The 25,325-nt window shown below is 32.3% G+C and carries 27 protein-coding genes and 3 tRNA genes; 23 read left to right on the forward strand and 7 right to left on the reverse strand.

Going from position 1 to position 25,325, the window contains the following annotated elements; all coding sequences use genetic code 11:
- The first annotated feature begins 79 nt into the window (after nucleotides 1-79).
- The 5 genes from serC (at nucleotide 80) to ACFPTQ_RS12425 (ending at nucleotide 3,843) form a co-directional block, all read left to right on the forward strand.
- The gene (serC, locus tag ACFPTQ_RS12405) at nucleotides 80-1,150 is read left to right on the forward strand and encodes a 3-phosphoserine/phosphohydroxythreonine transaminase (RefSeq protein WP_379777848.1); all 1,071 of its coding nucleotides are present in this window, start codon (nucleotides 80-82) and stop codon (nucleotides 1,148-1,150) included.
- Between the two features lie 193 nt (nucleotides 1,151-1,343).
- Entirely contained in the window at nucleotides 1,344-2,294 is a 951-nt protein-coding gene (locus ACFPTQ_RS12410) for a D-2-hydroxyacid dehydrogenase (protein WP_379777849.1), read from the forward strand.
- Nucleotides 2,295-2,391: 97 nt separating this feature from the next.
- On the forward strand, nucleotides 2,392-2,949 hold the full coding sequence (locus ACFPTQ_RS12415; protein ID WP_379777850.1) for a hypothetical protein: 558 nt from the start codon (nucleotides 2,392-2,394) through the stop codon (nucleotides 2,947-2,949).
- 110 nt (nucleotides 2,950-3,059) lie between these two features.
- Nucleotides 3,060-3,497: a DUF6146 family protein gene (locus ACFPTQ_RS12420; protein WP_379777851.1), complete on the forward strand. Its 438-nt coding sequence runs from the start codon at nucleotides 3,060-3,062 to the stop codon at nucleotides 3,495-3,497.
- Between the two features lie 34 nt (nucleotides 3,498-3,531).
- Nucleotides 3,532-3,843, forward strand: coding sequence for a DUF6787 family protein (locus tag ACFPTQ_RS12425; RefSeq protein WP_379777852.1), 312 nt, complete (start codon nucleotides 3,532-3,534; stop codon nucleotides 3,841-3,843).
- On the opposite strand, the gene ACFPTQ_RS12430 is transcribed toward ACFPTQ_RS12425, so the two are convergent.
- Together ACFPTQ_RS12430 and msrA are read right to left on the reverse strand one after the other, a co-directional pair.
- Entirely contained in the window at nucleotides 3,840-4,106 is a 267-nt protein-coding gene (locus ACFPTQ_RS12430; RefSeq protein WP_379777853.1) for a hypothetical protein, read from the reverse strand. The genes ACFPTQ_RS12425 and ACFPTQ_RS12430 overlap by 4 nt on opposite strands.
- A 17-nt stretch (nucleotides 4,107-4,123) precedes the next feature.
- Nucleotides 4,124-4,672, reverse strand: a complete 549-nt coding sequence (gene msrA / locus ACFPTQ_RS12435; RefSeq protein ID WP_379777854.1) for a peptide-methionine (S)-S-oxide reductase MsrA — start codon at nucleotides 4,670-4,672, stop codon at nucleotides 4,124-4,126.
- Nucleotides 4,673-4,812: 140 nt separating this feature from the next.
- Between msrA and ACFPTQ_RS12440 the strand changes: the two genes are divergently transcribed.
- From ACFPTQ_RS12440 to ACFPTQ_RS12475, 8 genes are all read left to right on the forward strand, one after another.
- The gene (locus ACFPTQ_RS12440) at nucleotides 4,813-5,502 is read left to right on the forward strand and encodes an ABC transporter ATP-binding protein (RefSeq protein ID WP_379777855.1); all 690 of its coding nucleotides are present in this window, start codon (nucleotides 4,813-4,815) and stop codon (nucleotides 5,500-5,502) included.
- Between the two features lie 14 nt (nucleotides 5,503-5,516).
- Nucleotides 5,517-6,281: a TIGR02757 family protein gene (locus ACFPTQ_RS12445; RefSeq protein ID WP_379777856.1), complete on the forward strand. Its 765-nt coding sequence runs from the start codon at nucleotides 5,517-5,519 to the stop codon at nucleotides 6,279-6,281.
- A 220-nt stretch (nucleotides 6,282-6,501) separates the two neighbouring features.
- Nucleotides 6,502-6,870, forward strand: a complete 369-nt coding sequence (locus tag ACFPTQ_RS12450) for a response regulator transcription factor (protein ID WP_379777857.1) — start codon at nucleotides 6,502-6,504, stop codon at nucleotides 6,868-6,870.
- A gap of 20 nt (nucleotides 6,871-6,890) precedes the next feature.
- Nucleotides 6,891-7,994, forward strand: a complete 1,104-nt coding sequence (locus tag ACFPTQ_RS12455; RefSeq protein WP_379777858.1) for a HEAT repeat domain-containing protein — start codon at nucleotides 6,891-6,893, stop codon at nucleotides 7,992-7,994.
- Nucleotides 7,995-7,996: 2 nt separating this feature from the next.
- Nucleotides 7,997-9,421 (forward strand): glycosyltransferase family 2 protein, encoded by a 1,425-nt coding sequence (locus tag ACFPTQ_RS12460; RefSeq protein WP_379777859.1) that lies wholly within the window; start codon nucleotides 7,997-7,999, stop codon nucleotides 9,419-9,421.
- 29 nt (nucleotides 9,422-9,450) lie between these two features.
- Nucleotides 9,451-11,877 carry a sulfatase-like hydrolase/transferase gene (locus tag ACFPTQ_RS12465; protein WP_379777860.1) on the forward strand — a complete coding sequence of 809 codons (2,427 nt, stop codon included), beginning with the start codon at nucleotides 9,451-9,453 and terminating at the stop codon, nucleotides 11,875-11,877.
- Nucleotides 11,877-13,139, forward strand: a complete 1,263-nt coding sequence (locus tag ACFPTQ_RS12470; RefSeq protein WP_379777861.1) for a YaiO family outer membrane beta-barrel protein — start codon at nucleotides 11,877-11,879, stop codon at nucleotides 13,137-13,139. Before ACFPTQ_RS12465 ends, ACFPTQ_RS12470 begins: the two co-directional genes overlap by 1 nt.
- A 234-nt stretch (nucleotides 13,140-13,373) precedes the next feature.
- Nucleotides 13,374-14,720 carry a DEAD/DEAH box helicase gene (locus tag ACFPTQ_RS12475; RefSeq protein ID WP_379777862.1) on the forward strand — a complete coding sequence of 449 codons (1,347 nt, stop codon included), beginning with the start codon at nucleotides 13,374-13,376 and terminating at the stop codon, nucleotides 14,718-14,720.
- A gap of 53 nt (nucleotides 14,721-14,773) precedes the next feature.
- On the opposite strand, the gene ACFPTQ_RS12480 is transcribed toward ACFPTQ_RS12475, so the two are convergent.
- From ACFPTQ_RS12480 to ACFPTQ_RS12490, 3 genes are all read right to left on the reverse strand, one after another.
- Nucleotides 14,774-15,307: a peroxiredoxin-like family protein gene (locus ACFPTQ_RS12480; protein WP_379777863.1), complete on the reverse strand. Its 534-nt coding sequence runs from the start codon at nucleotides 15,305-15,307 to the stop codon at nucleotides 14,774-14,776.
- Between the two features lie 68 nt (nucleotides 15,308-15,375).
- Nucleotides 15,376-15,951: a Crp/Fnr family transcriptional regulator gene (locus tag ACFPTQ_RS12485; RefSeq protein WP_379777864.1), complete on the reverse strand. Its 576-nt coding sequence runs from the start codon at nucleotides 15,949-15,951 to the stop codon at nucleotides 15,376-15,378.
- A gap of 8 nt (nucleotides 15,952-15,959) precedes the next feature.
- Nucleotides 15,960-17,069 (reverse strand): lactonase family protein, encoded by a 1,110-nt coding sequence (locus ACFPTQ_RS12490; protein ID WP_379777865.1) that lies wholly within the window; start codon nucleotides 17,067-17,069, stop codon nucleotides 15,960-15,962.
- Nucleotides 17,070-17,210: 141 nt separating this feature from the next.
- Between ACFPTQ_RS12490 and ACFPTQ_RS12495 the strand changes: the two genes are divergently transcribed.
- From ACFPTQ_RS12495 to ACFPTQ_RS12515, 5 genes are all read left to right on the forward strand, one after another.
- Entirely contained in the window at nucleotides 17,211-17,687 is a 477-nt protein-coding gene (locus ACFPTQ_RS12495) for a DUF4488 domain-containing protein (protein WP_379777866.1), read from the forward strand.
- A 115-nt stretch (nucleotides 17,688-17,802) separates the two neighbouring features.
- Entirely contained in the window at nucleotides 17,803-19,731 is a 1,929-nt protein-coding gene (locus tag ACFPTQ_RS12500) for a BatA domain-containing protein (protein WP_379777867.1), read from the forward strand.
- Between the two features lie 15 nt (nucleotides 19,732-19,746).
- On the forward strand, nucleotides 19,747-21,000 hold the full coding sequence (locus ACFPTQ_RS12505; protein WP_379777868.1) for a dihydroorotase: 1,254 nt from the start codon (nucleotides 19,747-19,749) through the stop codon (nucleotides 20,998-21,000).
- 10 nt (nucleotides 21,001-21,010) lie between these two features.
- Nucleotides 21,011-21,331: a DUF4870 domain-containing protein gene (locus ACFPTQ_RS12510; protein WP_278036026.1), complete on the forward strand. Its 321-nt coding sequence runs from the start codon at nucleotides 21,011-21,013 to the stop codon at nucleotides 21,329-21,331.
- An 8-nt stretch (nucleotides 21,332-21,339) separates the two neighbouring features.
- The gene (locus ACFPTQ_RS12515; protein ID WP_379777869.1) at nucleotides 21,340-21,987 is read left to right on the forward strand and encodes an alpha/beta hydrolase; all 648 of its coding nucleotides are present in this window, start codon (nucleotides 21,340-21,342) and stop codon (nucleotides 21,985-21,987) included.
- A 57-nt stretch (nucleotides 21,988-22,044) separates the two neighbouring features.
- Here ACFPTQ_RS12515 and ACFPTQ_RS12520 read toward each other — a convergent pair whose 3' ends face one another.
- Entirely contained in the window at nucleotides 22,045-23,157 is a 1,113-nt protein-coding gene (locus ACFPTQ_RS12520) for an FKBP-type peptidyl-prolyl cis-trans isomerase (RefSeq protein ID WP_379777870.1), read from the reverse strand.
- A 78-nt stretch (nucleotides 23,158-23,235) separates the two neighbouring features.
- Between ACFPTQ_RS12520 and ACFPTQ_RS12525 the strand changes: the two genes are divergently transcribed.
- Nucleotides 23,236-23,640: an RNA-binding S4 domain-containing protein gene (locus ACFPTQ_RS12525; RefSeq protein ID WP_379777871.1), complete on the forward strand. Its 405-nt coding sequence runs from the start codon at nucleotides 23,236-23,238 to the stop codon at nucleotides 23,638-23,640.
- Nucleotides 23,641-23,741: 101 nt separating this feature from the next.
- Nucleotides 23,742-24,242: a phosphoribosyltransferase family protein gene (locus tag ACFPTQ_RS12530; RefSeq protein WP_379777872.1), complete on the forward strand. Its 501-nt coding sequence runs from the start codon at nucleotides 23,742-23,744 to the stop codon at nucleotides 24,240-24,242.
- On the opposite strand, the gene ACFPTQ_RS12535 is transcribed toward ACFPTQ_RS12530, so the two are convergent.
- Nucleotides 24,234-24,752: a shikimate kinase gene (locus ACFPTQ_RS12535; protein ID WP_379777873.1), complete on the reverse strand. Its 519-nt coding sequence runs from the start codon at nucleotides 24,750-24,752 to the stop codon at nucleotides 24,234-24,236. The genes ACFPTQ_RS12530 and ACFPTQ_RS12535 overlap by 9 nt on opposite strands.
- A gap of 127 nt (nucleotides 24,753-24,879) precedes the next feature.
- On the opposite strand from ACFPTQ_RS12535, the gene ACFPTQ_RS12540 reads away from it, so the two are divergent.
- The 3 genes from ACFPTQ_RS12540 (at nucleotide 24,880) to ACFPTQ_RS12550 (ending at nucleotide 25,190) form a co-directional block, all read left to right on the forward strand.
- Nucleotides 24,880-24,952: transfer RNA gene (locus ACFPTQ_RS12540), tRNA-Lys, on the forward strand.
- 41 nt (nucleotides 24,953-24,993) lie between these two features.
- A tRNA-Lys gene (locus tag ACFPTQ_RS12545) sits at nucleotides 24,994-25,066 on the forward strand.
- A gap of 41 nt (nucleotides 25,067-25,107) precedes the next feature.
- Nucleotides 25,108-25,190 (forward strand) — tRNA-Leu (locus ACFPTQ_RS12550).
- Nucleotides 25,191-25,325: the final 135 nt, after the last annotated feature.

Below are 25,325 nucleotides of genomic sequence, written 5' to 3' on the forward strand. Positions count from 1 at the left end.
ATTATTACGGATATTTTAATGTATTTTCGACCATTTTTATCGAAATTTGCATTTTAATTTTTTGGACTTATACTACACCATGAAAAAACACAATTACAGCGCAGGACCATCTATCTTACCACAAGAAGTTTTTGAAAAATCAGCACAAGCTATTTTAGATTTCAATAATTCGGGATTATCAATTTTAGAGATTTCACACAGAAGCAAAGATTTCGTTGCAGTAATGGACGAAGCTAGAGCCTTAGTGCTTGAGTTACTAGGATTAGAAGGAAAAGGATACCAAGCTCTTTTTCTTGGAGGTGGAGCAAGCCTTGAATTCTTAATGGTTCCATACAACTTGATGAAAGAAGGCGGAAAAGCAGCTTACTTGGATTCAGGAACATGGGCTACTGCAGCTATAAAAGAAGCCAATTTTTTTGGAGAAACAGTAATTGTTGCTTCTTCAAAAGAAGACAATTATACTTATGTACCAAAAGGATATGAAATTCCTGCTGATGCAGATTATTTCCACTGTACTTCAAATAACACTATTTTTGGTACACAAATGAAAGAATTCCCCAAAACAAATGTCCCAATGGTATGTGACATGAGTTCGGATATTTTCTCTAGACAATTAGATTTCTCTCAATTTGATATTATCTATGCTGGAGCTCAAAAAAACATGGGGCCTGCTGGAACTACATTAGTAGTTGTCAAAGAAGAAATCCTTGGTAAAAACGGTCGTGTTATCCCTAGCATGTTAGATTATGCAAAACACATTAAAGCAGACAGTATGTACAACACTCCTCCTGTATTCCCTGTATACGCGTCTCTATTGACATTGAGATGGATCAAGGAAAAAGGCGGAATTGCAGCAGTTGAAAAATTAAACAACGCTAAAGCTGAGTTGCTTTATAACGAGATTGACAGAAATCCATTATTCAAAGGAGCAGCCGTTAAGGAAGATCGTTCTACAATGAACGTTACTTTCTTATTAACAAATCCAGAGCACACAGAAACATTTGACAAAATGTGGAAAGAGGCTGGAATTTCAGGTTTACCAGGACACCGTTCTGTAGGTGGTTACAGAGCATCTATTTACAACTCTATGCCTATTGAAAGCGTACAAGTTTTAGTAGATGTAATGCAAGCTTTAGAGAAAGCGGTTTAAATATTTACAAAAAAATTTCTTTGTTTGTTTAAACTTTAGCTGCTAGCGGAGGCTCTAGCCCCGATAGAAGTGGAAATCCTTGTGGCGGCAGGCATCTACGCCGACACAAGATTGAAACGGATAGCGGGAAACAGCTTCTAAAAACATTTCAATTAATTTGAGGAGGTATCCTCATAATGTAATAAAAAAAAACATGAAAGTATTAGCAAACGATGGGATTTCAAAAAGTGGAATCTTAGCTTTAGAAAAAGGTGGTTTTGAAGTAATCACTACAAAAGTTGCTCAAGAACAAGTAGCTAACTACATCAACAAAAACAACGTAAGTGTTATTTTAGTTCGTAGTGCTACAAAAGTTCGCAAGGACATTATTGATGCTTGTCCGGGTATTAAAATTATTGGTCGTGGTGGTGTAGGTATGGATAATATTGATGTTGAATACGCTAAAAGCAAAGGTATTGCTGTAATCAACACACCTGCTTCGTCATCAGAATCAGTAGCTGAATTAGTATTTGGTCACTTATTAACAGGAGTACGTTTTTTACATGATTCAAACAGAAACATGCCACTTGAAGGTGATACTAAATTCAACGAATTGAAAAAAGCGTATGCTAACGGAATTGAATTAAGAGGCAAAACTTTAGGAATTGTAGGTATTGGTCGTATTGGTCAAGCTACTGCTAAAATGGCTCTTGGTTTAGGAATGAAAGTGATTGCTGCAGATAGTTTTATCCCACAAGTAGATGTAAAAGTAGAGTTCTTTGACGGACAATCAATTACAACTACAATTAAAACACAATCATTAGAATCTGTTTTTGCTGAATCTGATTTCATTACTTTACACGTTCCTGCTCAAAACGGATATATCGTTACTGAGAAAGAATTTGCTACTATGAAAGACGGTGTAGGTATTGTAAACTGTGCTCGTGGTGGTGTAATTAACGAAGTGGATTTAGTGAAAGCATTAGACAGCGGAAAAGTTGCTTTTGCTGGATTAGACGTGTTCGAAAACGAACCAACTCCAGCTACTCAATTACTAATGCACCCAAAAATCTCTTTGACTCCACACATTGGAGCTGCTACAGATGAGGCGCAAGATAGAATTGGAACTGAATTAGCCTCTCAAATCATCAGTATTTTGAGCTAATAATTTAAGGTTTTTATAACACAAAAGGACTCGTTATCAATTGGTAATGAGTCCTTTTTTCATTATATTTGGTTATAACCATTTTAATAAAAAACTCATGTTAGAACAATTAACACAACTAGTACAAGAATTTGGTCAGGATGCTGTTGTAAAAAACGAGGCTATTCCAAACGAACAAAATGAAGCTGTATTGAAAGAAACCAGCAGTTCTATTATTTCCAGTTTACAAAAAATAGCAACCGACGTTGATTTAACTCAAATTGTAGGTTTGTTACATGAAAAGGATATTGACAAAAACCATCCTACAATTCAAAAAATAATTACTGAAGTTTCTAATTCATTAACTGAGAAATTAGGAATAGAACAAAATACCGCCACAAATACCACGACTAACTTAATTCCAAAAGTACTCCACTCTTTAATAAGCAAGGCAAGGGATCCAAATGACAAGAGTATTACTCTTTCGGAAATTCTAGAATCATTAACAGGCGGAAATAGTCCCGAACACGCCAGTATCATGGACGCCATAGATACTTACGGAATTCATTTTGGCTTGGATCAAAATTCGGATGGACAAATTGATTTGGAAGATGCTAAAGAATTAACGAAAAAAGGTGGCTTGGGCGCAATGCTTGGAAAACTCTTTGGAAAATAAAATTTATTTAAACAACTTAGCGGCTTCAAAAAAACAACATTTGATTTATGATCTAAATCAAAGTTACAAGATTATATTCGTAAATTTAATACTACTAAGCGTACTGAATCATGAAAAAAAAGCGATACATAATACCATTCCTTTTAGGTCTAATAATCATAAGTTGTGTAAGTCAAAAAAACACCATCCCTCAAAAAGCAAGTCTAACTTCCAGCAGTAATGACACTATTAAAATAGCTAATGAAGAACTGGAATACGAGGTAATCATTATTGATCCGGGTTTTAACATGTGGCTGGCTTCTATGGCCTACCCAAGAGGGTTTTATTCTCAAAGTTATTTAGAAACCAAAAACAGACTTTACATAAACGAATGGAATAATCGCTTTTTACAACCGCAACGTTACAATCGCAATTTATATGAAATGAGTATCGATTACGACCCTAATATTAATTATGGCTATGAAGTAAATTATCTAATTTACAATTACATGATTTTTTTTCAAAATAATTACCGCCAAAACCTATTGGGCCGTGTCCCTTTAAGATAATCTTTACTACATTTGTAATCATTGTAAATTAAAGATGAAGGAATTAAAAAAACGTTGGAAAATAGAGTCTAACTTTCAACTCACCATTATTTTTATCGTTTTTGCCATTACAGGATCAGCTTCCGCATGGATTTCTAAACCCGTTTGTAATTGGCTAGGAATTCTTAAAGAAGATTTTGGTTTCTGGCATACTCCCATCCGTTTATTAATCATATTTCCTTTGTACCAAATCCTATTAGTCGCTATAGGTTTACTATTTGGCCAATTTAAATTTTTCTGGGCATTTGAAAAAAAGATGCTAAAAAGAATGGGCTTAGGATTCTTTTTTAATGAACCCAAAGCTTAAACATTCTTTTTTATCAAATAATTATAAATCCAAGTTAATGTAAAAGTGGGAATAAAATCAGAGAAAGGAAAAAACTCTTCAACAAAAGAAATAAGCCCACTAAACCTTCCTAACGAACCTTTATACATTCGAGTCATCAAAAAACCAGACAAGGGCGCCCATACCACATCTGAAAACTCACCCAAGAAAGGCACAGAAAAAGATAACATACCAATACAGTCGAAAAGAATCCCTAATAAAAGTTTTTGCTGTTTTTCTCTCATTTCTTTTTACTCCCTTACTAACCTTTTAATTTATCCTTAAAGTAAGTTCTAACCTTATCTATTTTTGGAGTAATAACAAAGGAACAAAACGATTGTGTTTTGTTTTGATTGTAATAGTTTTGATGATAATCTTCGGCAACATAAAAAACTGTAGCTGGTGTAACCTTAGTTACAATAGGATCAGGATATACAGCTTCCTGAGTTAAAAACTGTATAAAGTCTTCAGAAATCGCTTTTTGCTCATCTGTATGATAAAAAATCTCACTACGATATTGCGTACCTATATCATTCCCTTGACGGTTTAAAGTGGTAGGATCGTGCGTAGCAAAATATAATTCTAATAGCTCACCAAAAGAAATTTCTTGAGGGTTAAACTCAATTTGAATAGCTTCCGCATGTCCTGTATTACCTTCACAAACTTCTTTATAGGTTGGGTTTTCAGTTGCACCTCCTATATATCCTGAAACCACCTTATGCACCCCTTTTAATTCTAAAAAAACAGCTTCAGTACACCAAAAACAACCTCCTGCTAATGTAGCTAGTTCCTTTTTATTTTCATTTTCCATAAGTACTATTATTTTTTAATTGTGGGGGCAAATCCCCCTATTATTTATTAACTCAAATTTATGCTTTTTTAAGGCAAAAATATAGCTGCACCAATTTAATAATCATTAAAATCTTTGTTTCTTTGTAAAAATTGCCAAAAATGATACAAGCCAAAAACTTACATAAATATTACGACCAACTTCATGTTCTAAAAGGAGTTGATTTACATATTAAAAAAGGAGAAATTGTTTCCATCGTAGGCGCTTCGGGAGCCGGAAAAACGACTCTTTTACAAATTCTGGGTACACTAGACCGCCCAAGTTCCCCTACTCCTAAAGGAGAAAAAAACAACAACGAAATTGAACTTCGCATAAACGACGAAGACATTTTATCCATGAATGACAAAAATTTATCCAAATTCAGAAATTTGAATTTAGGGTTTATTTTTCAATTTCACCAATTACTCCCTGAGTTCACAGCTTTAGAAAACGTATGTATTCCTGCATATATTGCAAAGAGAAATAAAAAAGAAGTCGAAGAAGAAGCCATAAAACTACTTACTTATTTAGGTCTTTCACATCGAATTCACCACAAACCCAACGAACTCTCAGGAGGGGAACAACAACGTGTTGCCGTTGCTAGAGCACTGATTAACAAGCCTGCCGTTATTTTTGCCGATGAACCATCTGGTAATTTAGACACCCATTCGGCAGAGAACCTACATCAATTATTCTTTAAACTTAGAGATGAATTTGGACAAACTTTTGTTATTGTTACGCACAATGAAGAGTTAGCCAATATGGCCGATAGAAAACTGGTGATGATTGACGGAATGATTAGTAATCATTAATACCAAATTGGTTCATGAATTTTTCCGAACTCAAAGATTTTCTTGACGAAAAAGTATTTCAATACAACACACTGGACTTTATTGAGAGTGATCCTGTACAAATCCCACATTTGTTTACTCAAAAAGAAGATATTGAAATTGCTGGCTTTTTGAGTGCTACTATTGCTTGGGGAAATCGGAAGATGATTATTAAAAACAGTCATCGTATGATGGAACTAATGGGTAATACCCCATATGATTTTATCATGTCACATTCAGAATCCCAATTAGAAAATTTAGAATCTTTTGTACACCGAACCTTCAATGGTAAGGATTTTATTGGTTTTATAAAATCACTGCAAAATATTTATAAAAATCACGGTGGACTAGAGTCTGTTTTTGCAAAAAACCAAGAACCGGATTCGATGCAAAAAAGCATTTCGGAATTCAAAAAAGTATTTTTTGAAGTTCCACATTTAGCCCGCACTCAAAAACACATTTCGGATCCCTTGAATAATTCAGCGGCCAAACGTATTAACATGTACCTGAGATGGATGTGTCGCCAAGACAATAAAGGAGTTGATTTAGGAATTTGGAAATCCATTACCCCAGCAAAACTTTCTTGCCCCTTAGATGTACATTCTGGAAATGTAGCCAGAAAACTCGGTTTATTATCTCGTAAACAAAACGATGCCAAAGCATTGGCTGAATTAGACTCAAAACTTCGTGAGTTGGATAAAAATGATCCTGTAAAATACGATTTTGCCCTTTTTGGCCTGGGTGTATTTGAAGGTTTTTAAGCCTATTTTAAAAAAATCCTCCTTTATAATTCTTTTCTAAATCTATCTAAACGACAGAAATCCTATTCGTTAAAGCTTTTTTGTAATCTTTTTAGTTCTTTTGTGTAAAAAAATGCACTTTATCGGTATTTTTAAGCACTTTATCGATGTAATTCAAAATTTATTTTTACTTTTATCATGTTATTAAGCCCTACTAACATAAACCTAACCTACTAAAAAGATGAATTCTACAAAAAAAATTGTTTTGGCTGAGGATAATTCTATTCTTTCAAAATTATTACAATTTAAATTAGAGAAAGAAGGTTACCAACTCTACATTGCAAACAATGGCAAAGAAGCTGTTGATTTGATTGAGGACAACAATCCTGACATGATACTTACCGATATCATGATGCCTTTCATAAGCGGATTAGAAGTAATTAGTCATGTAAGAAACAAACTCGATAGAAAAACGCCTATCGTTGTGTTTTCTTCTGCTGGACAAGAAGAAATGGTTCTAAATGCTTTCAATTTAGGAGCAACTGACTTCATGAGCAAACCATTTAGTCCAAACGAATTGATTATTCGTATCAAAAGATTATTGCAATAACGCTTTAAATCGGAACTATCATGTTAGAGTTTTTTCAAAATAGTATAGACTCCTTAAATAGTATGCACATTATCCTCAAGATGTGTAACTATTTGTCTCTGGCATTTGCAGTAGCGATATTTCTTTGTATGATTTACTTAAAAAATTTAAGAGATCGATTAAAAATAAAGAATCGAATAGAAACTACGTATCAAAAAAAATATGAATCAGATTTGATTGAATATTTATATGCTGGTGATGATGAGACGGAAAATGAACAACAACAAAAAATTGTTGCTTATTTAAAAAAATGTTCGGAAAACAGATTGAAGAGAAAAATTATCATCAATACTTTTTTGAAATTAAAAAATGATGTTTCAGGTGAAACAGCCGATGCTATTCAACGACTTTATTATCAAACCGATTTGATAAAATCGGCAACTTCTAAGTTAAAAAGTAAAAAATGGGCAGTTGTAGCTAAAGCTATTAGAGAATTAACCAAATTTGAAATCAAAGAAACTCACGATGAAATTATTCAATTAATCAATCATCCTAGAAAAGAAGTTCGTTTTGAAATTCAAAAATACTTGGTGCAGTTATTCCGTTTTGACGGACTTAAATTCTTAGATATTATTGAAAATGATCTTTCTGAATGGGATCAAATTCAATTATTAGAAATTTTAAATAAATTCAAAAATGTAGAAGTTCCAGATCTAAACGATTGGTTACGTTCTAAAAACGATTCTGTTGTATCATTTACACTCAAATTAGTTAGATTGCACAATCAATTTAATGTTGTAGCCGAAATAATTGATTTGTTCAAACATACTAATGAAGAAATCCGAGTAGAAGCGATTAAATTAGTGAGCCATTTAGGAATTTATGAAGCGGTAGAAATCTTAAAAGTAGATCTTCAAGAAAGAACATTGGAAGAACAAATTGCCTTCTTCAAAATGATGGAAGAAATGTCTATGCCTGATGATGTTGAATTTGTAAAAGCATACATGAACCATGATAATTTCTACATCCGAATTTCAGTAATGAAAATCATGAATTTAATTACTGTTGACGATGATAATACATTTGTAATCAACAGCATTGCCGAAGAGTACCCAATTGAAACCAACTTAATCAAAGCTAGTTAATCATGAACCTATCAAATTTCATCATCGATTTTCTTGATTTTATATTCTTTAGTTTTGCAATTGCAGCTGTAGCATCTTACATCATTTTAGCTATAATCTCTGCATTTGAAACGGTAAATTATATGAAGAAAAATAGTTTTGTAAACTATACTGAAATACTTTCTTCTTCCATTTCACCTTCTATTTCGATAATTGCTCCGGCATACAACGAAAGTTTGAATATTGTAGAAAATGTACGCTCTCTGCTTTCAAATCACTATGTAAATTATGATGTAATCATTGTCAATGATGGTAGTAAAGATGATAGTTTAGAAAAATTAATTGCTGCTTATGACTTAGTAAAAGTAGACTACCTAATTAACAATCAATTGCCAACAAAACCGCTTAGAAATGGAGTTTTCAAATCGACTAATCCTGCATTCGAGAAATTAATTGTGGTAGACAAAGAAAATGGAGGAAAAGCCGACGCTTTAAATTTTGGATTAAACATAAGTACTAATAAATATGTTGCTTGCATTGATGTAGATTGCTTACTTTTGGAAGATTCATTACAAAAAATGATAAAACCATTTTTAGAATCAACAGATGAAAAAGTAATTGCTGCTGGTGGAGTAATCAGAATAGCCAATTCCTGTAAAATAAAAGACGGTAAATTACTGGATATTAACTTACCTAAAAGCGGACTAGTAAAAGCTCAAATTTTAGAATATTTGAGAGCGTTTCTTTTAGGACGAATGGCTTGGAGTAAATTAAATGGACTTTTGGTTATTTCGGGAGCTTTTGGTTTATTTGATAAAAAAATTGCCTTAGAAGTTGGTGGTTATGATACTAAAACTGTTGGGGAAGATATGGAAATCATTGTTAGAATGAGACGCCACATGGAAGAAAAAAAGGTAAAATATCGAGTAGCTTATATTCCTGACCCATTATGTTGGACCGAAGCGCCAGATAGCCATAAAATATTTATTTCGCAAAGAAACAGATGGACGCGCGGAACAATAGAAACATTAAAAAAACACAAAAAAATAGGTTTCAAGAGTCAATACAATTCTTTAGGAATGATTAGTTATCCTTATTGGTTTTTATTTGAAAGAGTTGCGCCAATTATTGAAGTACTGGGCTTATTTTACTTTATTGCCCTTATCGTTTACGATTTTGTAGTTTGGAAATATGCCATTTCATTTCTTGTTTTTGCTTACTTATTCAATGTTCTTTTTTCAATTATAACCATTATAACGGAGGAGCTTACTTATCACCAATACTCTAAAAAAGGTATGGGATGGCAACTTGTAAAAACGGCCTTTACTGAACCTATTTTAAATCACCCAGTTGTATTATATGCAGCAATAAAAGGTAACTTTGACTACCATTTTAACAAAAAAATAAAATGGGGAGAAATGACTCGTAAAGGAATGAGCAGCAATTAAAACATAAAAAAACACCAAACAAAAATTCAATGGACACTAATCAAGAACTAAAAAAATCATTTAGTTATGGCTACTTATGCCTATCAATGTTAACTGTATTTTGGTTAATTAGCCTATTCGAAATCGTTGCAAAAAGCTTCACAGGAATAGAAATTACGAATACTTTTTTAACGTTAGTTTACAAACTAATTAATGATTTCACGACCACTTTAGTGATCAGTTTAATTGGATTACCAATCTATTTTATTTTAAATCTCAAAAGTGAAAAATGGGCTAATTTGATATTCAAAATTCTTTTTACTTTAATTGTAATTGGTCAATTTGCTTTAACTAAATACCACCTAACCACTTTAGTTAATTTAGGAGCCGACTTTTTAGGATACTCTTTAGATGACATGTACATTACCGTTACAGCTTCGGAGAGTTTTTCAATTCTGTATTTTGTGCCATTTATTCTATTTCCAGTCTTATTCTGGTGGATTACAAAGTATTTTAGTAAAACGTTTCAATCCAAAAAACTCTATCAGATTTCAGGAATATTTGCAGTTGTTTGCATTTTGATTAAATTCATTCTTCCTGAAATCTCAGAAATTGGATATCAAAATAAACTTGCCTATTTCACGAATGATATTATTCGTTTCCAAAAAGATCAAAGTGAATTTGATGCAGCAAAATTAACCTACAAAAACGAATATCCATTACTAAAACCCGCTTCAGAAACACCGGATGTTTTGGCTCCTTTTTTTAACATTGAAGAGGAAAAACCTAACATTGTCATGATTATTGTGGAAGGTTTAGGTGATGAATTTATAGGAAAAAATGCGAATAGAGGATTCACGCCTTACTTAGATTCAATGATACCTAAATCTTTGTATTGGGAGAATTTTGTGAGTAATGCCGGTCGTACATTTGGAGCATTACCTTCTATTTTAGGTTCATTACCTTACGGAAATAAAGGTTTCTTAGAAATGAATCCTTTGCCTGCTCACAGCTCATTGATTAGTATTTTAAAATCTAACGGTTACAATACCGCTTTTTATTGCGGTGATGAATCAAGTTTTGACCATCGTGTTAATTTCTTAGAATACAACAATATTGACAATATTGTCGACATTAACAAGTTTGGCGCAAGTTACAAAATGACAGAAAAAAACGAAGAAGGCTTTTCATGGGGATATCCTGATGCTGAAATCTTCAAAAAGACACTTTCTGAAATGGATACTAAAAAAGGACCACGATTAGATATCATTATGACTTTGACTAATCATGAACCGTTTAACTTTCCTGAAAAAGAAGAATATTTAAGAAAAGTGGAGCATATCAAGAATACCAACAAAAATTTATCGCTTTCAGCATCCGAAATTGATACTTACAAAGATATTTATGCCTCGCTATTATACACGGATCATTCGATTCAAACTTTCATGGAAAATTATGCTAAAAGACCGGATTACAAAAACACAATTTTTGTAATCACGGGCGACCACCGTTTGATTCCTATTGAACAAAAAGACAAATTATGTCGTTTTCACGTGCCTTTGTATATCTATAGCCCAATGCTTAAAAAAGCAGAATCTTTCAAATCTGTTTCTTCACACTGGGATATAACTCCAAGTTTACTTTCATTTTTAATGAACAATTACAAAATGAATAAAATAGAAAAAACAGCTTGGATGAGTACTGGATTAGATACCGAAAAACGTTTTAGAAACATTCATTCTATTCCAATCATGCAAAACAAAGGAGTTATCAATGATTTAATTTACAAAGATTATCTTTATTCTAATGGTGAATTATTTAAAATTGACGAAAACTTTGAAACGAAAAAAATTAGTGATAGTGAAATGATGCAAACTATTGAAGCGAATATGCTCGAGGCTAAAAAATTGAACGCATATTTGACTCAAAAAAACAAAATCATTCCAAAATATTTACAGATTTACAGTAAGGCTAACTACGAATTCACAAAAGAAGAATTAGCTTTTATTAAAAAAGAAATTCAAGGTTTAAATAATGACCAAATTTTCATGAAAGCTAGAGACTTTGCCTTTAACAATCAACGAAAAGAAGCGCGTACTTTATGCAATTACATTTTAAATGAATTACCTAACTATGCTGATGTGAGAACTTTAAAAGGAAGAACTTTGGCTTGGGATAAAGATTATAAAACTGCAGAAAAAGAATTATTAGAAGTAGTAAAAAGAACCCCTTATTATTACGATAGCTACTTAGCATTAATGGATATTTACTGGTGGTCTGAACAAGACAATAAAGGAATAGAAATTGCTAAAAAAGCATTGAAAAATGAAATCAAAAATCCAGAATTAGGTATTAAATTAGCCAAAGCATACCAGAGAACAAATAATATCGCTATGGCAAAAAGAGCCATTGATAGTATGCTTAAAAAACAACCTAACAATTCTGAAATACTAAAACTTAAAAAGGAAATAAAATAATGATAAAAAAATCAATTATAAAATTAACCTTAGTTTTCTCTTTTGCTTTTGCTCTATCGGCTCAAGCTCAAGTAGTCACCTACAACGGAGACCCTGATAGCTCTTTTGAAACGGCTCGCAAATTAGCTTTTAACCAACAAAGAAAACAGGCTCAAGATACCTTGGTAAATATCTTGACAAAATATCCTAATTACCATGAAATTCGTACTTTCTTAGCCACGACTTACGCTTGGGATGGCGATTATAAAAAAGCCAGAAAAGAATTTGATCAAGTTATTCAAAAAGCACCGGATAACAAAGAAAACTGGATTGCGGCTATCAAAAATGAATCATGGGCAGACGCTCCTTATGAAGCATTAGAAATGGCAAAAAAAGCATTAAAAAAGTTTCCAAACGACCCTGAAATCACCTTATTAAAAGCTGCTGCTTTAAAGAACACTAACAATCCATTGGAAGCCCAAAGTACTGCTCAAGAAATTCTTACCAAACAACCGGATAACAAAGAAGCAACAGATTTTCTGGAAGGTTTAAATAGTTCTTTACGCACTAATACTATTGGTTTAAGAGCTTCTGTTGACTTGTATTCAAAAACCTTTGATCCGATGCAATATTACTCTTTGAGTTATACAAAACAAACCAAATACGGAAGTATTATTAGCAGGGTAAATGTAAACCGTCGTTTTCAAGAAAACGCTGCACAGCTTGAAGTTGATATGTATCCTAAAATTACTAAAGGATTATATGCCTATGTCAATGTTGGTTATGCAAATAGTTTTATTTTTCCCGACTTGAGATACGGAGCCGAATTGTATAAATCCTTGCCTCATAGCTTAGAACTATCTGCAGGTTTTAGAACATTAAAATACAGTACAACTACTAACATTTATACGGGCTCTATCGGTTGGTACACTGGAAATAGTTACTGGTCGTTAAGACCTTATTTTACTCCTGGTGAAGGAGGAACAAGTACTTCTGCAGCATTAAATTATAGAAAATACCGCAGTAATGCCGATAATTATATCGGTTTATTATTCAGTATGGGAGTTTCGCCAGAAATAAACCAATTTAATGATGCTAACAATACAGCAATAGTAAATTTACAAACTCAGCGTTTTAATCTAAGTTACTTTTTTACAACCAATAAAAATAAAAATGCTTGGGGTGCACAATTTGATGTGGCACATCAAGAAATTAGTTTTGACCCAGGTAATTATTTTTGGATTTATTCACTTACGGTTTCTTGGGATTTAAGATTCAAATAAAACCCTCATTATTTTAATTTAACGCAAACTGTTTCGCCTGTTTAGTATCGCTCGAGTCGCAAATTAATTATTTAGATATAAGCTTTCAAAAATGATATTCACTGTATCATTAATAAAATTAGCTATAGTTTGAATAAATAATTTGCGAATTTGCGGTTTTAAATCTCCTTAATATCTTCAATCGCTAATAACGTTATTTTCAAAAAGACTATCTTTGCACAAAATTTACGTTTTATGGCTACTTTCGAGCAATTCAATCTTCCTAAATCATTACAAAAAGCAATAGATGAAATAGGTCTTACAACTCCTACTCCTATTCAGGAGAAATCTTTTTCTGTAATTATGTCTGGAAGAGACATGATGGGAATTGCACAAACAGGTACAGGTAAAACCTTTGCTTACTTATTACCTTTATTAAAACAATACAAGTTTAGCACTACCCATACTCCTAAAATTGTCATATTAGTTCCTACTCGTGAGCTTGTAGTTCAAGTGGTAGAAGAAATAGAAAAATTAACCCAATATATGTCTATTCGAACCATTGGAATTTATGGTGGCGTTAATATCAATACACAAAAAAAGACTGTCTACGAAGGTTCCGATATTTTAGTTGGAACTCCAGGTAGAACAATGGACTTAGCGCTAGATAATGTGGTTCGTTTTGAAGACATGCAAAAGCTGGTTATTGACGAATTTGACGAAATGCTTAATTTAGGTTTCCGTACCCAACTGACATCCTTGTTTGCAATGATGCCTAAAAAACGTCAAAACATCTTATTCTCGGCTACAATGACTGATGAAGTTGATGCTATTTTGAATGACTACTTCGATTATCCTGAAGAAGTAACTCTTGCAGCATCAGGAACACCATTGGAAAAAATCAAACAGATTACCTATAATGTTCCTAATTTCAACACCAAAGTAAACTTGCTCAAACATTTATTAGAAACCAACGAAGAGATGAGTCGTGTTTTGATATTTGTTAATAATAAAAAGATTTCCGACATGCTTCACGAACGCATTGAGGAAGATTTCGAAGGGCTATTTGGTGTGATTCACTCTAATAAATCGCAAAATTACCGTTTGAATACGATGGCTTCTTTTCAGGAAGGTGAACTTCGCGGATTGATTACAACCGACATTATGGCGAGAGGTTTGGATATTTCGGATATCACACACGTCATCAATTTTGAAATGCCTGAATTTGCCGAATTGTACATGCACCGTATTGGTCGTACAGGTCGTGCTGATGCAAATGGTACTGCCATCAGTTTTATTTCTCCTCGTGAAGAAGAAGCTAAAATTGAAGCCGAAGTATTGATGGATATGGAATTAGCCATTGAAGATTTCCCTGAAGAAGTTGAAATTTCTACCAAATTAATTGGTCCTGAAAAAGACAGACAGCCCATTAAAATGTTAATGAAAAAACCAAAAATTGAAGGTGGAGCTGCTTTTCACGATAAGGCTAAAAAGAACCAAAAAGTAAACCTTGGAGGGCCTTCAAAAACCAAGAAAAAAACTCATGGATCTGTTAATAGAAACATGCTGAAACAACAAGCTAAAAAGAAGAAAAAGAAATAATTAAAAAGCCTAAAGATGAGAATTTTCATTTTTAGGCTTTTTTAATTTATTAACTACTCAAATAATTTTTCCAGAGAAAAATGATCTATAACACTATTCCCATAATGTGCTATTTCAATCTTATTTTCATATCCAATTAAAAAATCTGCTGGAATTTGATGTAAAGTTCCTTCAACTTTTCCAACTGCTTTACACCCTTTTTTCATTGCTTCAAACACATGCTGAAATCCTTTTACAGATATCATTCGCAAAGTCTTAACCCAAGATGGATGCACTTTATATAATTTATACAAATCTCTATTTGTATCTGCAATAATTGAAAAATCAAAACCATGCCGATTTGCAATACTCAATCTTAAACTTTCAGCAGGAGATTCAAAAACTACTATTACTTTGATTCCTTTCTTTTCAAACAAATCTTTATGCCTTATAATTTTCGAAATTTGTAAATTACATAATGGACATTCCGCATAACGAAAAAAACTCAATAAGATTTTTTGATTTTGAAACTTATTCAAATCTACATTATTCCCAAAAATATCTTTTGTAACAAATAAAGGTGCCTTTTGTCCTGCAACTAATTTCATAATTTGTGATTTATAAATTATACATTCACAAATTTGAAATTAAAACGAGTTTTTCTTCTTGATCAAAATCAAGAAATTTTAGCTCTAATTCTACTTAAAGTTTCAGGTTTCATCATCAAATAAGAAGCTATATATTTTAAAGGTATTCTGTTTATCAAATGTCCACTCCTTTTTATAAAAACATCATAACGTTCTTTTGGTTTTAAAGTAAGTAATTCTACTTGCCTCTGAATGTGACCTGTTAATGTTATTTCTAACATGGATTGATACCACAAAGCAATTTCGGAATTCGAATGAATTAATTGAATTAAATCAGATTTCGCTATTGCAACCAATTTTGTTTCTACAATAGATTCAATACTTATCAAAGACGGCTTTCCTTCAATAAAAGTCTGAAAACAAGTAATTAAAGCATTTTCATAACCAAATCCCATATTGATTTGTTCTCCGTTATTATCTATAACGAACAAACGTACACAACCTTCTTTTATAAAATACAAATTTGAATCTTGTTGTTTAAAATTCAACAATATTTCTTTAGGTAAAAGTACCCTTTCTTTATTCCAATGCTTCAATAAATCTTGAATGGATTCTGCCGATAATTTCGAATTATGAGATAAAAAATGGACTAAAGCTTGATTCATATTTTAAATTATTGTTTTGTAAACACTAGACAAACCGGAGAACACATCTCAATTCGCTTTCCAGTATCTGTAAGTGCTCCCGTTGTTTTGTCTCTTTTAAATATGACCACATTATTAGTATATTGATGTCCCACTAATAAAAAATTACCCGTTGGATCAATAGCAAAATTTCGAGGACCATCACCCATTGTACTAATTCTTGAAGCCAATTCTAATTGACCATTTTTCAAAATTTTAAAACAAGTAATGGTATTGGCTTCTTTTCTATTAGTGGCATACAAAAATTTTCCATCAGGTGAAATATGAATATCTGCAGCTGTAAAGGTTCCTTTAAATCCATCGGCTACAACAGTAGTTTCCTGAACTAATTTCAATTTTCCTTTTCCATAATTAAATACCGAAACCGTTCCGTCTAATTCTTGTAACAAATACAATTTTTTAGCATCTTTACTAAAGGCAAAATGTCTGGGGCCACTTCCCGCTTTCACGATGATACTATCCTTTAATTGTAAAGGTTTTGCCGCTTTTGGATTGTATTGGTACACATACATTTTGTCGGTTCCTAAATCAGTAGCTAGCACAAATTGATGATCCGGAGTAAATTGAACCGAATGCAAATGTGATTTTTCCTGACGACTTGGATTAATCCCTTTTCCAGAATGCTGTACCAATTGTTTCAGTTCAGTCAAACTTCCATTTTTATTTTTTCCAAAAACGGCCACACTTCCTCCAGTATAATTGGCCGTAATTACAAAGGCATCATCATTTATAATATAACAAGGACCGGGACTTTGAATATTTTGCTTATTGATAAAAACTAATTTACCATTTTTAGCATCATATTTAAATGCAGAGGCCGTACTATTTGCACCATCTTCATTGACTGAATAGACAAAATCATTCTTTTGCGAAAGCGTTATAAAACTAGGATTGACAATACTTTCGGTAGAACTTCTAAGTTGAAAACCCCCTGTTTCGGCATTAAAATCATACACATAAATTCCTTTACTGTCACAGCCTTTTGTATAGGTCCCAATAAGCAAATTAAATTTGTTTTGCTGAGCTTGTAAACCAAAACAAAATAATACAACTAGTACAATTAGAATACTTCTTTTCATCAATTATAATTTTTAGTAAATCTACGACTATAATTTTATAAGAAAAAAACAAGTAAATTATAATTAAAAACAAATTGTGTAAAAAAATAACTACATTGGCTAAATGAAAAATAATTCTACCAATTTAAAAACCAAAAAATTATGAAAAAAACCTTTTTCTTTATCATTTTACTGGTATGTATAAAAACTCCTGCTCAAACACAAACTAAAACTGAAATTAAAAAAAATCTATTGGAAGGATTGTGGTTATTTAGAGCACAAAGAACTTCAAATGCACTAGATAAGGGATTTATTCCAACTACACCAGGAACTTTCAAAATGGTTGCTTCAGATGGAAAATTCACTAATTTCAGCATTAATGGGTACAATGCCATGATTGGAACAGATGGTTACGGTCATATTGAATCGGATAGTATTTATGTAGAATCTGTTCAACGATCAATAATTCCTAGTTTGGTAGGAAAGGACAATAGATTAGTATTTAAATTAAAAAACAACAATTTATACCTTAAATTTTTCTTAGAGAAAAATACAATTGACCAAGATGTTAATATCTGGATTGAAGAAATTTGGGAGAAAATTGAAATGCCTAAAGCAAACCCATATTTAATTCGTTAAAAAAGAGTACTAATAAAATTCTTTTTCTATAATTAAATTCTCAAAAGAACAATTAAACCGATTTTCAATATCGAAATTTGTATTTTTGAATACTCAATAATAACGCAAAACAAGAATGCATTTTAAACATCCTGAAAACTTATACTTTCTCTTTTTATTGATTGTACCTATTTTGGTTCATTTATTTCAATTCAGAAAGTTTAAAAAGGAATATTTTACTAATGTTCGGTTTTTAAAATCCATTTCTATACAAACCCGAAAAAGTTCCAAACTTAAAAAATGGTTGTTGCTTGTCACTCGTTTGTTAGTACTGTTTTGTGTTATTATGGCTTTTGCCCAACCTTTTTTTGATTCTAAAGAAGCAAATAATCGTTCCAATGAAATGTACATTATTCTGGATAATTCTTTCAGCATGCAAGCCAAAGGGAAAAAAGGCGAATTACTAAAAAGAGCTGTTCAAGAATTACTGGAAGAAACGCCCGAAAACAAAAATTTCTCGTTATTAACCAATACCGAAAGTTATTGGAATACCGATATTAAATCTATCAGAAGCACGCTGCAAAATTTAAATTACAGTGCCATTCCTTTTGACCTTAATGCAATTTTAGCCCGAATCAATGCGCATCCATCAGCTAGCAAAAAAGATATCATAATCATTACTGACGCTGTAGGATTGAATGCTAAACAACTTCAAAACCTTCCAAAGGAAGATCTAAGTTATTTTATTATTCCAAAGGCAGAGCAACTAAATAATATTTCAATAGATAGTGTTTATATTGATGAAACTACTGAAGATTTCTACAACATCAATGTTGATTTATCCCGTTTTGGTACAGACATCAAATCGGTTCCAATTGCGATTTACAATCAAAACAAACTGATTGCAAAAACCGTAAGTAACCTAGAAACACCTAAAAAATCATTACATTTTAGTATCCCTAAACAAGCTTTCCATGGCTATGTTTCGATTTCGGATAACAGTTTGACTTACGACAACACTTTTTATTTTAGTATTTCAAAAACTCAAAAGACTTCTGTTATCAGCATTGGCGAAAGCCAAAAAAGCAACTTTTTACAACGAATTTATACGAATGACGAATTTAATTATAGCAATTCGGAATTAGCCAGTTTGGATTATAACAACCTTGAAAAACAAGATGTAATTGTTTTAAACGAATTAGACGAAATTCCACAGGCATTACAATTAACCTTAAAAGATTTTGTTCAAAAAGGCGGCAATCTTGTACTTATTCCTTCGGCTAAAAGCAATGTTGCATCACTAAATACTTTCTTGGGAAATTTTGGAAACATCCAATTCAAATCCCTTGAAATAGCTAACAAACTAATTAGCAAGATTAATTTTAATCATCCTTTGTTCACTGGGGTTTTCGAAAATACAATTTCTAATTTTCAATACCCAATGACAAAAGCTTCCTTTAGTATTGTAAGTTCTAGCCCGGCGGCATTATTATATGAAAATCAAACTGCTTTTCTAACTGGATTATTAAATCCCGTTTCGACCGTTTATGTGTTTTCGGCTCCTATAAATACTGAAAATTCTAACTTTCAACAATCGCCATTAATTGTTCCTACTTTTTACAAAATGGTACAATCCAATCAAAATAATGGTATCAATGCACTGACAATTGGAAACAGCAATCCTTTTATTGTAAGCACTTCACTTTCAAAAGATGGTATTTTAGAAATAAAAAATGCAAACGAACAATTCATCCCAATTCAGCAAATTATGAATTCTAAGGTCAAATTGACTTTTAATGATTTGCCTAAGGAAGCCGGCAATTTTGAAATAATAAACCAAAAACAATGGATAGAAAACATTAGTTTTAATTACAGCCGAAGCGAAAGTAACCTGAACCAATTAGATGACAATTTACTATCTAATTACTCCACTTCAGATACAATAGAAAGTATTTTTCATAGTATACAAAGCGATAGAATGGATAATCAACTTTGGAAATGGTTTGTTATCTTTGCACTGCTCTTTCTGCTATGCGAAATGGCAATTATAAAATTCCTGAAATAAAAATATATTCTACTTATGAAATTCATTATCCGAAACGCCAAAATTATCGACCCACAAAGTCCTTTTCACAATCAAACGGTAGATATTTTAATAGTAGATGGATTCATTGAAAAAATAGGCGCTAACTTAGCCAATATCGATACAGCAGAAGAAGTAAAACTAGACAATCTTCATGTTTCACAAGGCTGGTTTGACAGCAGTGTTTGTTTAGGTGAACCGGGGTTTGAAGATCGTGAAACTATTGCAAACGGCCTTGAAGTTGCAGCAAAAAGTGGATTTACAGGCATTGCTTTGCAACCTAATTCCTTCCCTATAATTGACAATCAATCGCATATTAATTTTGTAAAAAGTAAAGCTTTCGGACAGGCCACAGAACTTTTCCCTATTGGTGCTTTGACTAAAAATGCAGAAGGTAAAGATATGGCTGAATTGTATGATATGAAACAAGCCGGAGCTATTGCTTTTGGTGATTACAATCGTAGTTTAGAAAATGCCAATTTGCTAAAAATAGCCTTGCAATACACTCAGGATTTTGACGGCGTAGTCATTGCATTTGCACAGGAAGAAAAAATTAAAGGAAACGGTGTTGTCAATGAAGGAATCGTTTCGACTCGTTTAGGACTAAAAGGAATTCCCAATTTAGCCGAAGAATTACAAATAGCCCGTAATTTATTTTTACTGGAATATACTGGTGGAAAAATGCATATCCCAACAGTTTCAACAGCTAAATCGGTAGCTTTAATCAAAGAAGCAAAAGCCAAAGGATTACACCTAACTTGTAGCGTAAGTGTTCATCATTTAACTATGACGGATGAAAAATTAGACAATTTTGATACCCGCTATAAAGTAGCTCCACCATTAAGAACTGAAGAAGACCGCCAGGCTTTATTGGCTGGTGTTTTAGACAACACTATCGATGTAATTACTTCCGACCATAATCCAATAGACATTGAGCACAAGAAAATGGAATTTGATTTGGCCAAAAATGGTACAATTGGTTTAGAAACTGCTTTTGGTGCTTTAACACAGGTTTTGCCTTTAGAAAAAATAATCGAAAAATTAACAGCTGCAAAAAGTCTTTTTGGAATTGAAAACTCATCAATCAAAGAAGGTATAAAAGCAAATATCACTTTATTCAATCCAGAAGGAACAAGCGTTTTCTCAAAAGCTTCTATTTTATCTAAATCTAAAAACTCAGCATTTCTAGGCATGGAACTTAAAGGAAAAGCATATGGAATTGTTAACCAAGGAAAATTAATACTTAACTAATTATAGAATCATGACTTTAGATAAAGAAGGTAAAAACATCGCAATAGTTAGTTATTTCACCATCATAGGAGCTGTAATTGCGCTGTTTATGAACGCTGAAAAGAAAAATCCTTTTGCTTCTTTCCATATACGTCAGGCTTTAGGAATCTTTTTATCGTTTTTCCTAATTGGGTATTTCATTGGATATTTCGACAGCTGGACCATTTCTTCCGCTTTTTATTTATTTTATTTTATCCTTTGGATATACGGTTTTTTAGGAGCTTTGCAAGGACAAACGAAAGCGATTCCAATTTTAGGAGAACAATTTCAAAAAATATTTAAAAACGTTTAATTCAAAACATGAATTTATCCTTAGAATACCTCATCAGAGAACCTAAAATAAAATTAGTCAAGAATCCATTATTACTACTGTTACACGGTTACGGCAGCAATGAAGCCGACTTATTCTCCTTTGCTTCCGAATTACCTGAAGAATATTACGTAATCTCAGCCCGTGCTCCTTATGATTTACAATACGGAAGCTACGCTTGGTACGCCATCAATTTTGATGCCAATGAAAATAAATTCTCCGACCATGAACAGGCCAAAAAATCAAGAGATTTAATCGCTAAATTTATCGAAGAATTAATTGCAAAATACCCTATTGATGAAAAAAAAATCACTTTGTTGGGATTCAGTCAAGGGGCTATTTTGAGTAATGCTATCGCTCTTTCACACCCAGATAAAGTGCAAAAAGTAATTGCTTTAAGTGGCTACATTAGCGAACCTATTTTTGAAGAAAATTACAAAAACAATGATTTCTCTAATTTGAAAGTTTTTGCCGCTCACGGAACCGTTGATCAAGTAATTCCTGTAGAATGGGCTCGAAGAACAAAACCTTTCTTAAGTGGATTAGGAATTGATTCTGTGTACAATGAATACCCAATAGGACATGGGGTTTCTCCTCAAGTTTTCAATGATTTCAAAAATTGGTTGATTAAAGAGTAAACTTACAACTAAATATAAAAAAAAGAGGCTGTTTTTATTCAAAACAGCCTCTTTTTTTTATTGTTTCTTAGAGTAATTTTTATCTAAATGAACTCTTAACCTATTAGAAGAAGTATAATCAAACATGTCTTTTCCATTGGTGTCTTTTCCAAGAAATGCAGGTATACCTCTAGGTTCTTTTTCATTATAAGTGGTAAAAGGATTGTCTTCTACAGGGTCATAAGGATAATATTTACTTAAACCAAAATTAAATCCATTAACGACACCTACTTCATTTGTAGGTTTAGTAATTTCGTATCGAGTAGTGTAACCATCACCGTCATCATCTGTATCTAAAAAATCAGGAATTCCATCTTTATCTGAATCATCTGAATTAACTACTCCAGACGCTAAAGAATAAACATATCCATCCCCATTAATATCCTCTAAATAGGAAGGAACTCCATCATTATCTAAATCCGATCTACTCACACCATATAATTTAAAACTAAATATAAGTGGTGAATAACTAGGAATTGTTCCTTGACCTGAACCATAATATCCCAATCCTGAAGGCAAGAACATTACTCCTGATCCAAAACCTGAATGCTCTACAGTACCATCTGACTTAGGAGTTGATGTACCTATTTTAAATTCAGGAAATACTTCACTCCATCCTGTAACCAGTTGATATAAATTTAAAAATGACTGCGGATAAGTAACTTTTTCAAATTCTTTAGTTAACAGTTCAGACGAAGTAGTGGCAGTAGCAGTGGTACGATATAAGTAATCACCCTTATAAGCCGCAAGTACACCATCAACATTACAAGGCGAAACCCCTGTACCTTCTCTTAAAACTAAATAATATAAAGTATAAGTAATATCATGCAATTTAACTTCTTTTTTCAATAATTTTGGAAAAGTTGGACTGTTTAAATAGGACATGATTGATTTTTGATTTACAGCATCCGTTATTTTTTTAAATACTACATCATTATCCGCTAAATTAGCATTGTCCACATCATCCAAATAATAAGTATCTAAATATTCTTTAATAGCAGTAGAATCCGTTTTATATTGATCGGCATAATCCTTAAGCGGTTCAGGAGTAAAAGAGTTGTCATCTTTAGAACACGAAAATAAAGAGAGGCTTGTAATTATTACAATAAAATAATACTTAAATTTGTTCATTATAGCTGAATTTTAAGTGCGCAAGATACAATATTGATTTATTTTTGTAAACTATTTAACTCTGATTTTAGAAATTTTATGCGAATAGATAAATATTTATGGTGTGTCCGATATTACAAAACCAGAAATATGGTTACGGAGGCCTGTAAAAAAAATCACATCACTGTAAACGGTGTGGTTGCAAAACCATCCAAAGAAGTTTTTCCTACTGACAAAATCACTTTTAGAAAAGACCAAATCACTCAAACCATAACTGTTTTAGATATCCCAGAAAATCGTGTTGGTGCAAAATTAGTAGACATCTACAGAAGAAATGATACTCCACCAGAAGTATATCAACATCTGGAATTATTAAAACTTTCTAAAGAACATTATCGAAAAAGTGGTACAGGTCGTCCTACTAAAAAAGATCGTAGAGATATTGATGATTATGGAAACGAAATTCACAAAGACGAAGAAGATGATTTAAATTCCAATTTTTAAAAAATTCCAAATTTCAACTTTAATATTTTATCCCGAAATTTTGAAATCGGGGATTTTCTTATTGGAATTTAAATTTAGTTATATTAGCAAAAAAACAAATTATGAGCAAAAATATCATTCTAACAGACCAAGAAATCAAACACAAAACAAAACGTATTGCTTACCAAATCTACGAAACCTTTATAGATGAGGAAGAAGTAGTTTTGGCAGGTATTGCAACCAAAGGATATGTATTTGCTGAAAAAATTGCTTCAGAACTAAAATCAATCTCTGACCTTAAAATAATTTTATGTGAAGTTCATGTTGATAAACTAAATCCGCAATTGGCTATACAAACCTCTATTTCAGCAGAAGAATACGCAAATAAAGGTTTAATTCTTATTGATGATGTATTGAATTCAGGCACCACCCTAATCTATGCGGTAAAACACTTTTTGGATGTGCCTTTAAAAAAATTCAAAACAGCCGTTTTAGTCGATCGTAATCATAAAAAATACCCAGTAAAAGCCGATTTCAAAGGAATTTCCCTTTCTACTTCCTTATTAGAACATGTACAAGTCGAATTTGATTTAGACGGTAATAGTTATGCTTGGTTAAGCTAAAATGGATAAAATTTCTTGAACCGTTTGTTCTATAGTTTGCTTATCAACCGCCACAGCATATTGCGCCTGATTGTAATAAAAACTTCTTTCAAATAAATGAGTAGCAATAAACTCTTTCATCTCCTCATCGTTTTTGTTGGCGATAAGGGGTCTATTGCTCTTATTTGAAGACAATCTATTTACTAAAGTTTCTATCGAAGCTTTCAAATAAATCGAAACAATATCTTCTCTTTTGAGTAATTCATGATTATTAGCATAACATGGTGTTCCTCCTCCTAAACCAACAATTATAGTTTCTGAGAAATTCAACAATTCCACAAAACATTCATGTTCTAATTTCCTAAAATAGATTTCGCCTTTTTCGGCAAATATTGTTTTAATAGGTGAATTCACCTTTTTCTCGATAAAATCATCCAAATCAATAAAAGGCATTTCTATCTTTTTTGATAATTCTTTGGCAATTGTAGACTTACCACAACCCATGTAACCTAACAGTACAATTTTCTTCATAGAATAAAACCCTATAAATTAAGGTATTAAAATTTATTATTAAAAAAAGACAAATTTATAATAAAAATGCTTGGAAAACTTAAAATAAAGTCCTTATATTTGCACCCGCAATCAGGGAACGATGCAAGACTCGATAGCTCAGTTGGTAGAGCACATCACTTTTAATGATGGGGTCCTGGGTTCGAGCCCCAGTCGGGTCACAAATTAAGTGATTCACTTGAAAAATGTTTTCTGATGCATTGACTCGATAGCTCAGTTGGTAGAGCACATCACTTTTAATGATGGGGTCCTGGGTTCGAGCCCCAGTCGGGTCACAAAAGGTTAAGTATATTTTACTTAACCTTTTTTACTTTTAGGCCACGTGGAGAAACGGTAGACTCGCCATCTTGAGGGGGTGGTGCTCGCAAGGGCGTGTGGGTTCAAATCCCACCGTGGTCACTAAAAAAATCAGCTGTTCAATTTTTCAAAAAAGGTACTTCCACCAACTCATTTTGAACACTCTTTCCTTCGATTTTTATTTAAATTAGCGCACTACCCCATAACTGGATAGATTACACATACCGTTATATTTTT

It is taken from the genome of Flavobacterium sp. GCM10022190 (genome assembly GCF_042656445.1).
Classification (GTDB): domain Bacteria; phylum Bacteroidota; class Bacteroidia; order Flavobacteriales; family Flavobacteriaceae; genus Flavobacterium; species Flavobacterium nitratireducens.

What these genes read in the sequence shown, in the direction of transcription:
- serC (WP_379777848.1), top strand. Translation starts at nt 80, where the DNA reads ATGAAAAAACACAATTACAGCGCAGGACCATCTATCTTACCACAAGAA.
- ACFPTQ_RS12410 (WP_379777849.1), top strand. Translation starts at nt 1,344, where the DNA reads ATGAAAGTATTAGCAAACGATGGGATTTCAAAAAGTGGAATCTTAGCT.
- ACFPTQ_RS12415 (WP_379777850.1), top strand. Translation starts at nt 2,392, where the DNA reads ATGTTAGAACAATTAACACAACTAGTACAAGAATTTGGTCAGGATGCT.
- ACFPTQ_RS12420 (WP_379777851.1), top strand. Translation starts at nt 3,060, where the DNA reads ATGAAAAAAAAGCGATACATAATACCATTCCTTTTAGGTCTAATAATC.
- ACFPTQ_RS12425 (WP_379777852.1), top strand. Translation starts at nt 3,532, where the DNA reads ATGAAGGAATTAAAAAAACGTTGGAAAATAGAGTCTAACTTTCAACTC.
- ACFPTQ_RS12430 (WP_379777853.1), bottom strand. Translation starts at nt 4,106, where the DNA reads ATGAGAGAAAAACAGCAAAAACTTTTATTAGGGATTCTTTTCGACTGT.
- msrA (WP_379777854.1), bottom strand. Translation starts at nt 4,672, where the DNA reads ATGGAAAATGAAAATAAAAAGGAACTAGCTACATTAGCAGGAGGTTGT.
- ACFPTQ_RS12440 (WP_379777855.1), top strand. Translation starts at nt 4,813, where the DNA reads ATGATACAAGCCAAAAACTTACATAAATATTACGACCAACTTCATGTT.
- ACFPTQ_RS12445 (WP_379777856.1), top strand. Translation starts at nt 5,517, where the DNA reads ATGAATTTTTCCGAACTCAAAGATTTTCTTGACGAAAAAGTATTTCAA.
- ACFPTQ_RS12450 (WP_379777857.1), top strand. Translation starts at nt 6,502, where the DNA reads ATGAATTCTACAAAAAAAATTGTTTTGGCTGAGGATAATTCTATTCTT.
- ACFPTQ_RS12455 (WP_379777858.1), top strand. Translation starts at nt 6,891, where the DNA reads ATGTTAGAGTTTTTTCAAAATAGTATAGACTCCTTAAATAGTATGCAC.
- ACFPTQ_RS12460 (WP_379777859.1), top strand. Translation starts at nt 7,997, where the DNA reads ATGAACCTATCAAATTTCATCATCGATTTTCTTGATTTTATATTCTTT.
- ACFPTQ_RS12465 (WP_379777860.1), top strand. Translation starts at nt 9,451, where the DNA reads ATGGACACTAATCAAGAACTAAAAAAATCATTTAGTTATGGCTACTTA.
- ACFPTQ_RS12470 (WP_379777861.1), top strand. Translation starts at nt 11,877, where the DNA reads ATGATAAAAAAATCAATTATAAAATTAACCTTAGTTTTCTCTTTTGCT.
- ACFPTQ_RS12475 (WP_379777862.1), top strand. Translation starts at nt 13,374, where the DNA reads ATGGCTACTTTCGAGCAATTCAATCTTCCTAAATCATTACAAAAAGCA.
- ACFPTQ_RS12480 (WP_379777863.1), bottom strand. Translation starts at nt 15,307, where the DNA reads ATGAAATTAGTTGCAGGACAAAAGGCACCTTTATTTGTTACAAAAGAT.
- ACFPTQ_RS12485 (WP_379777864.1), bottom strand. Translation starts at nt 15,951, where the DNA reads ATGAATCAAGCTTTAGTCCATTTTTTATCTCATAATTCGAAATTATCG.
- ACFPTQ_RS12490 (WP_379777865.1), bottom strand. Translation starts at nt 17,069, where the DNA reads ATGAAAAGAAGTATTCTAATTGTACTAGTTGTATTATTTTGTTTTGGT.
- ACFPTQ_RS12495 (WP_379777866.1), top strand. Translation starts at nt 17,211, where the DNA reads ATGAAAAAAACCTTTTTCTTTATCATTTTACTGGTATGTATAAAAACT.
- ACFPTQ_RS12500 (WP_379777867.1), top strand. Translation starts at nt 17,803, where the DNA reads ATGCATTTTAAACATCCTGAAAACTTATACTTTCTCTTTTTATTGATT.
- ACFPTQ_RS12505 (WP_379777868.1), top strand. Translation starts at nt 19,747, where the DNA reads ATGAAATTCATTATCCGAAACGCCAAAATTATCGACCCACAAAGTCCT.
- ACFPTQ_RS12510 (WP_278036026.1), top strand. Translation starts at nt 21,011, where the DNA reads ATGACTTTAGATAAAGAAGGTAAAAACATCGCAATAGTTAGTTATTTC.
- ACFPTQ_RS12515 (WP_379777869.1), top strand. Translation starts at nt 21,340, where the DNA reads ATGAATTTATCCTTAGAATACCTCATCAGAGAACCTAAAATAAAATTA.
- ACFPTQ_RS12520 (WP_379777870.1), bottom strand. Translation starts at nt 23,157, where the DNA reads ATGAACAAATTTAAGTATTATTTTATTGTAATAATTACAAGCCTCTCT.
- ACFPTQ_RS12525 (WP_379777871.1), top strand. Translation starts at nt 23,236, where the DNA reads ATGCGAATAGATAAATATTTATGGTGTGTCCGATATTACAAAACCAGA.
- ACFPTQ_RS12530 (WP_379777872.1), top strand. Translation starts at nt 23,742, where the DNA reads ATGAGCAAAAATATCATTCTAACAGACCAAGAAATCAAACACAAAACA.
- ACFPTQ_RS12535 (WP_379777873.1), bottom strand. Translation starts at nt 24,752, where the DNA reads ATGAAGAAAATTGTACTGTTAGGTTACATGGGTTGTGGTAAGTCTACA.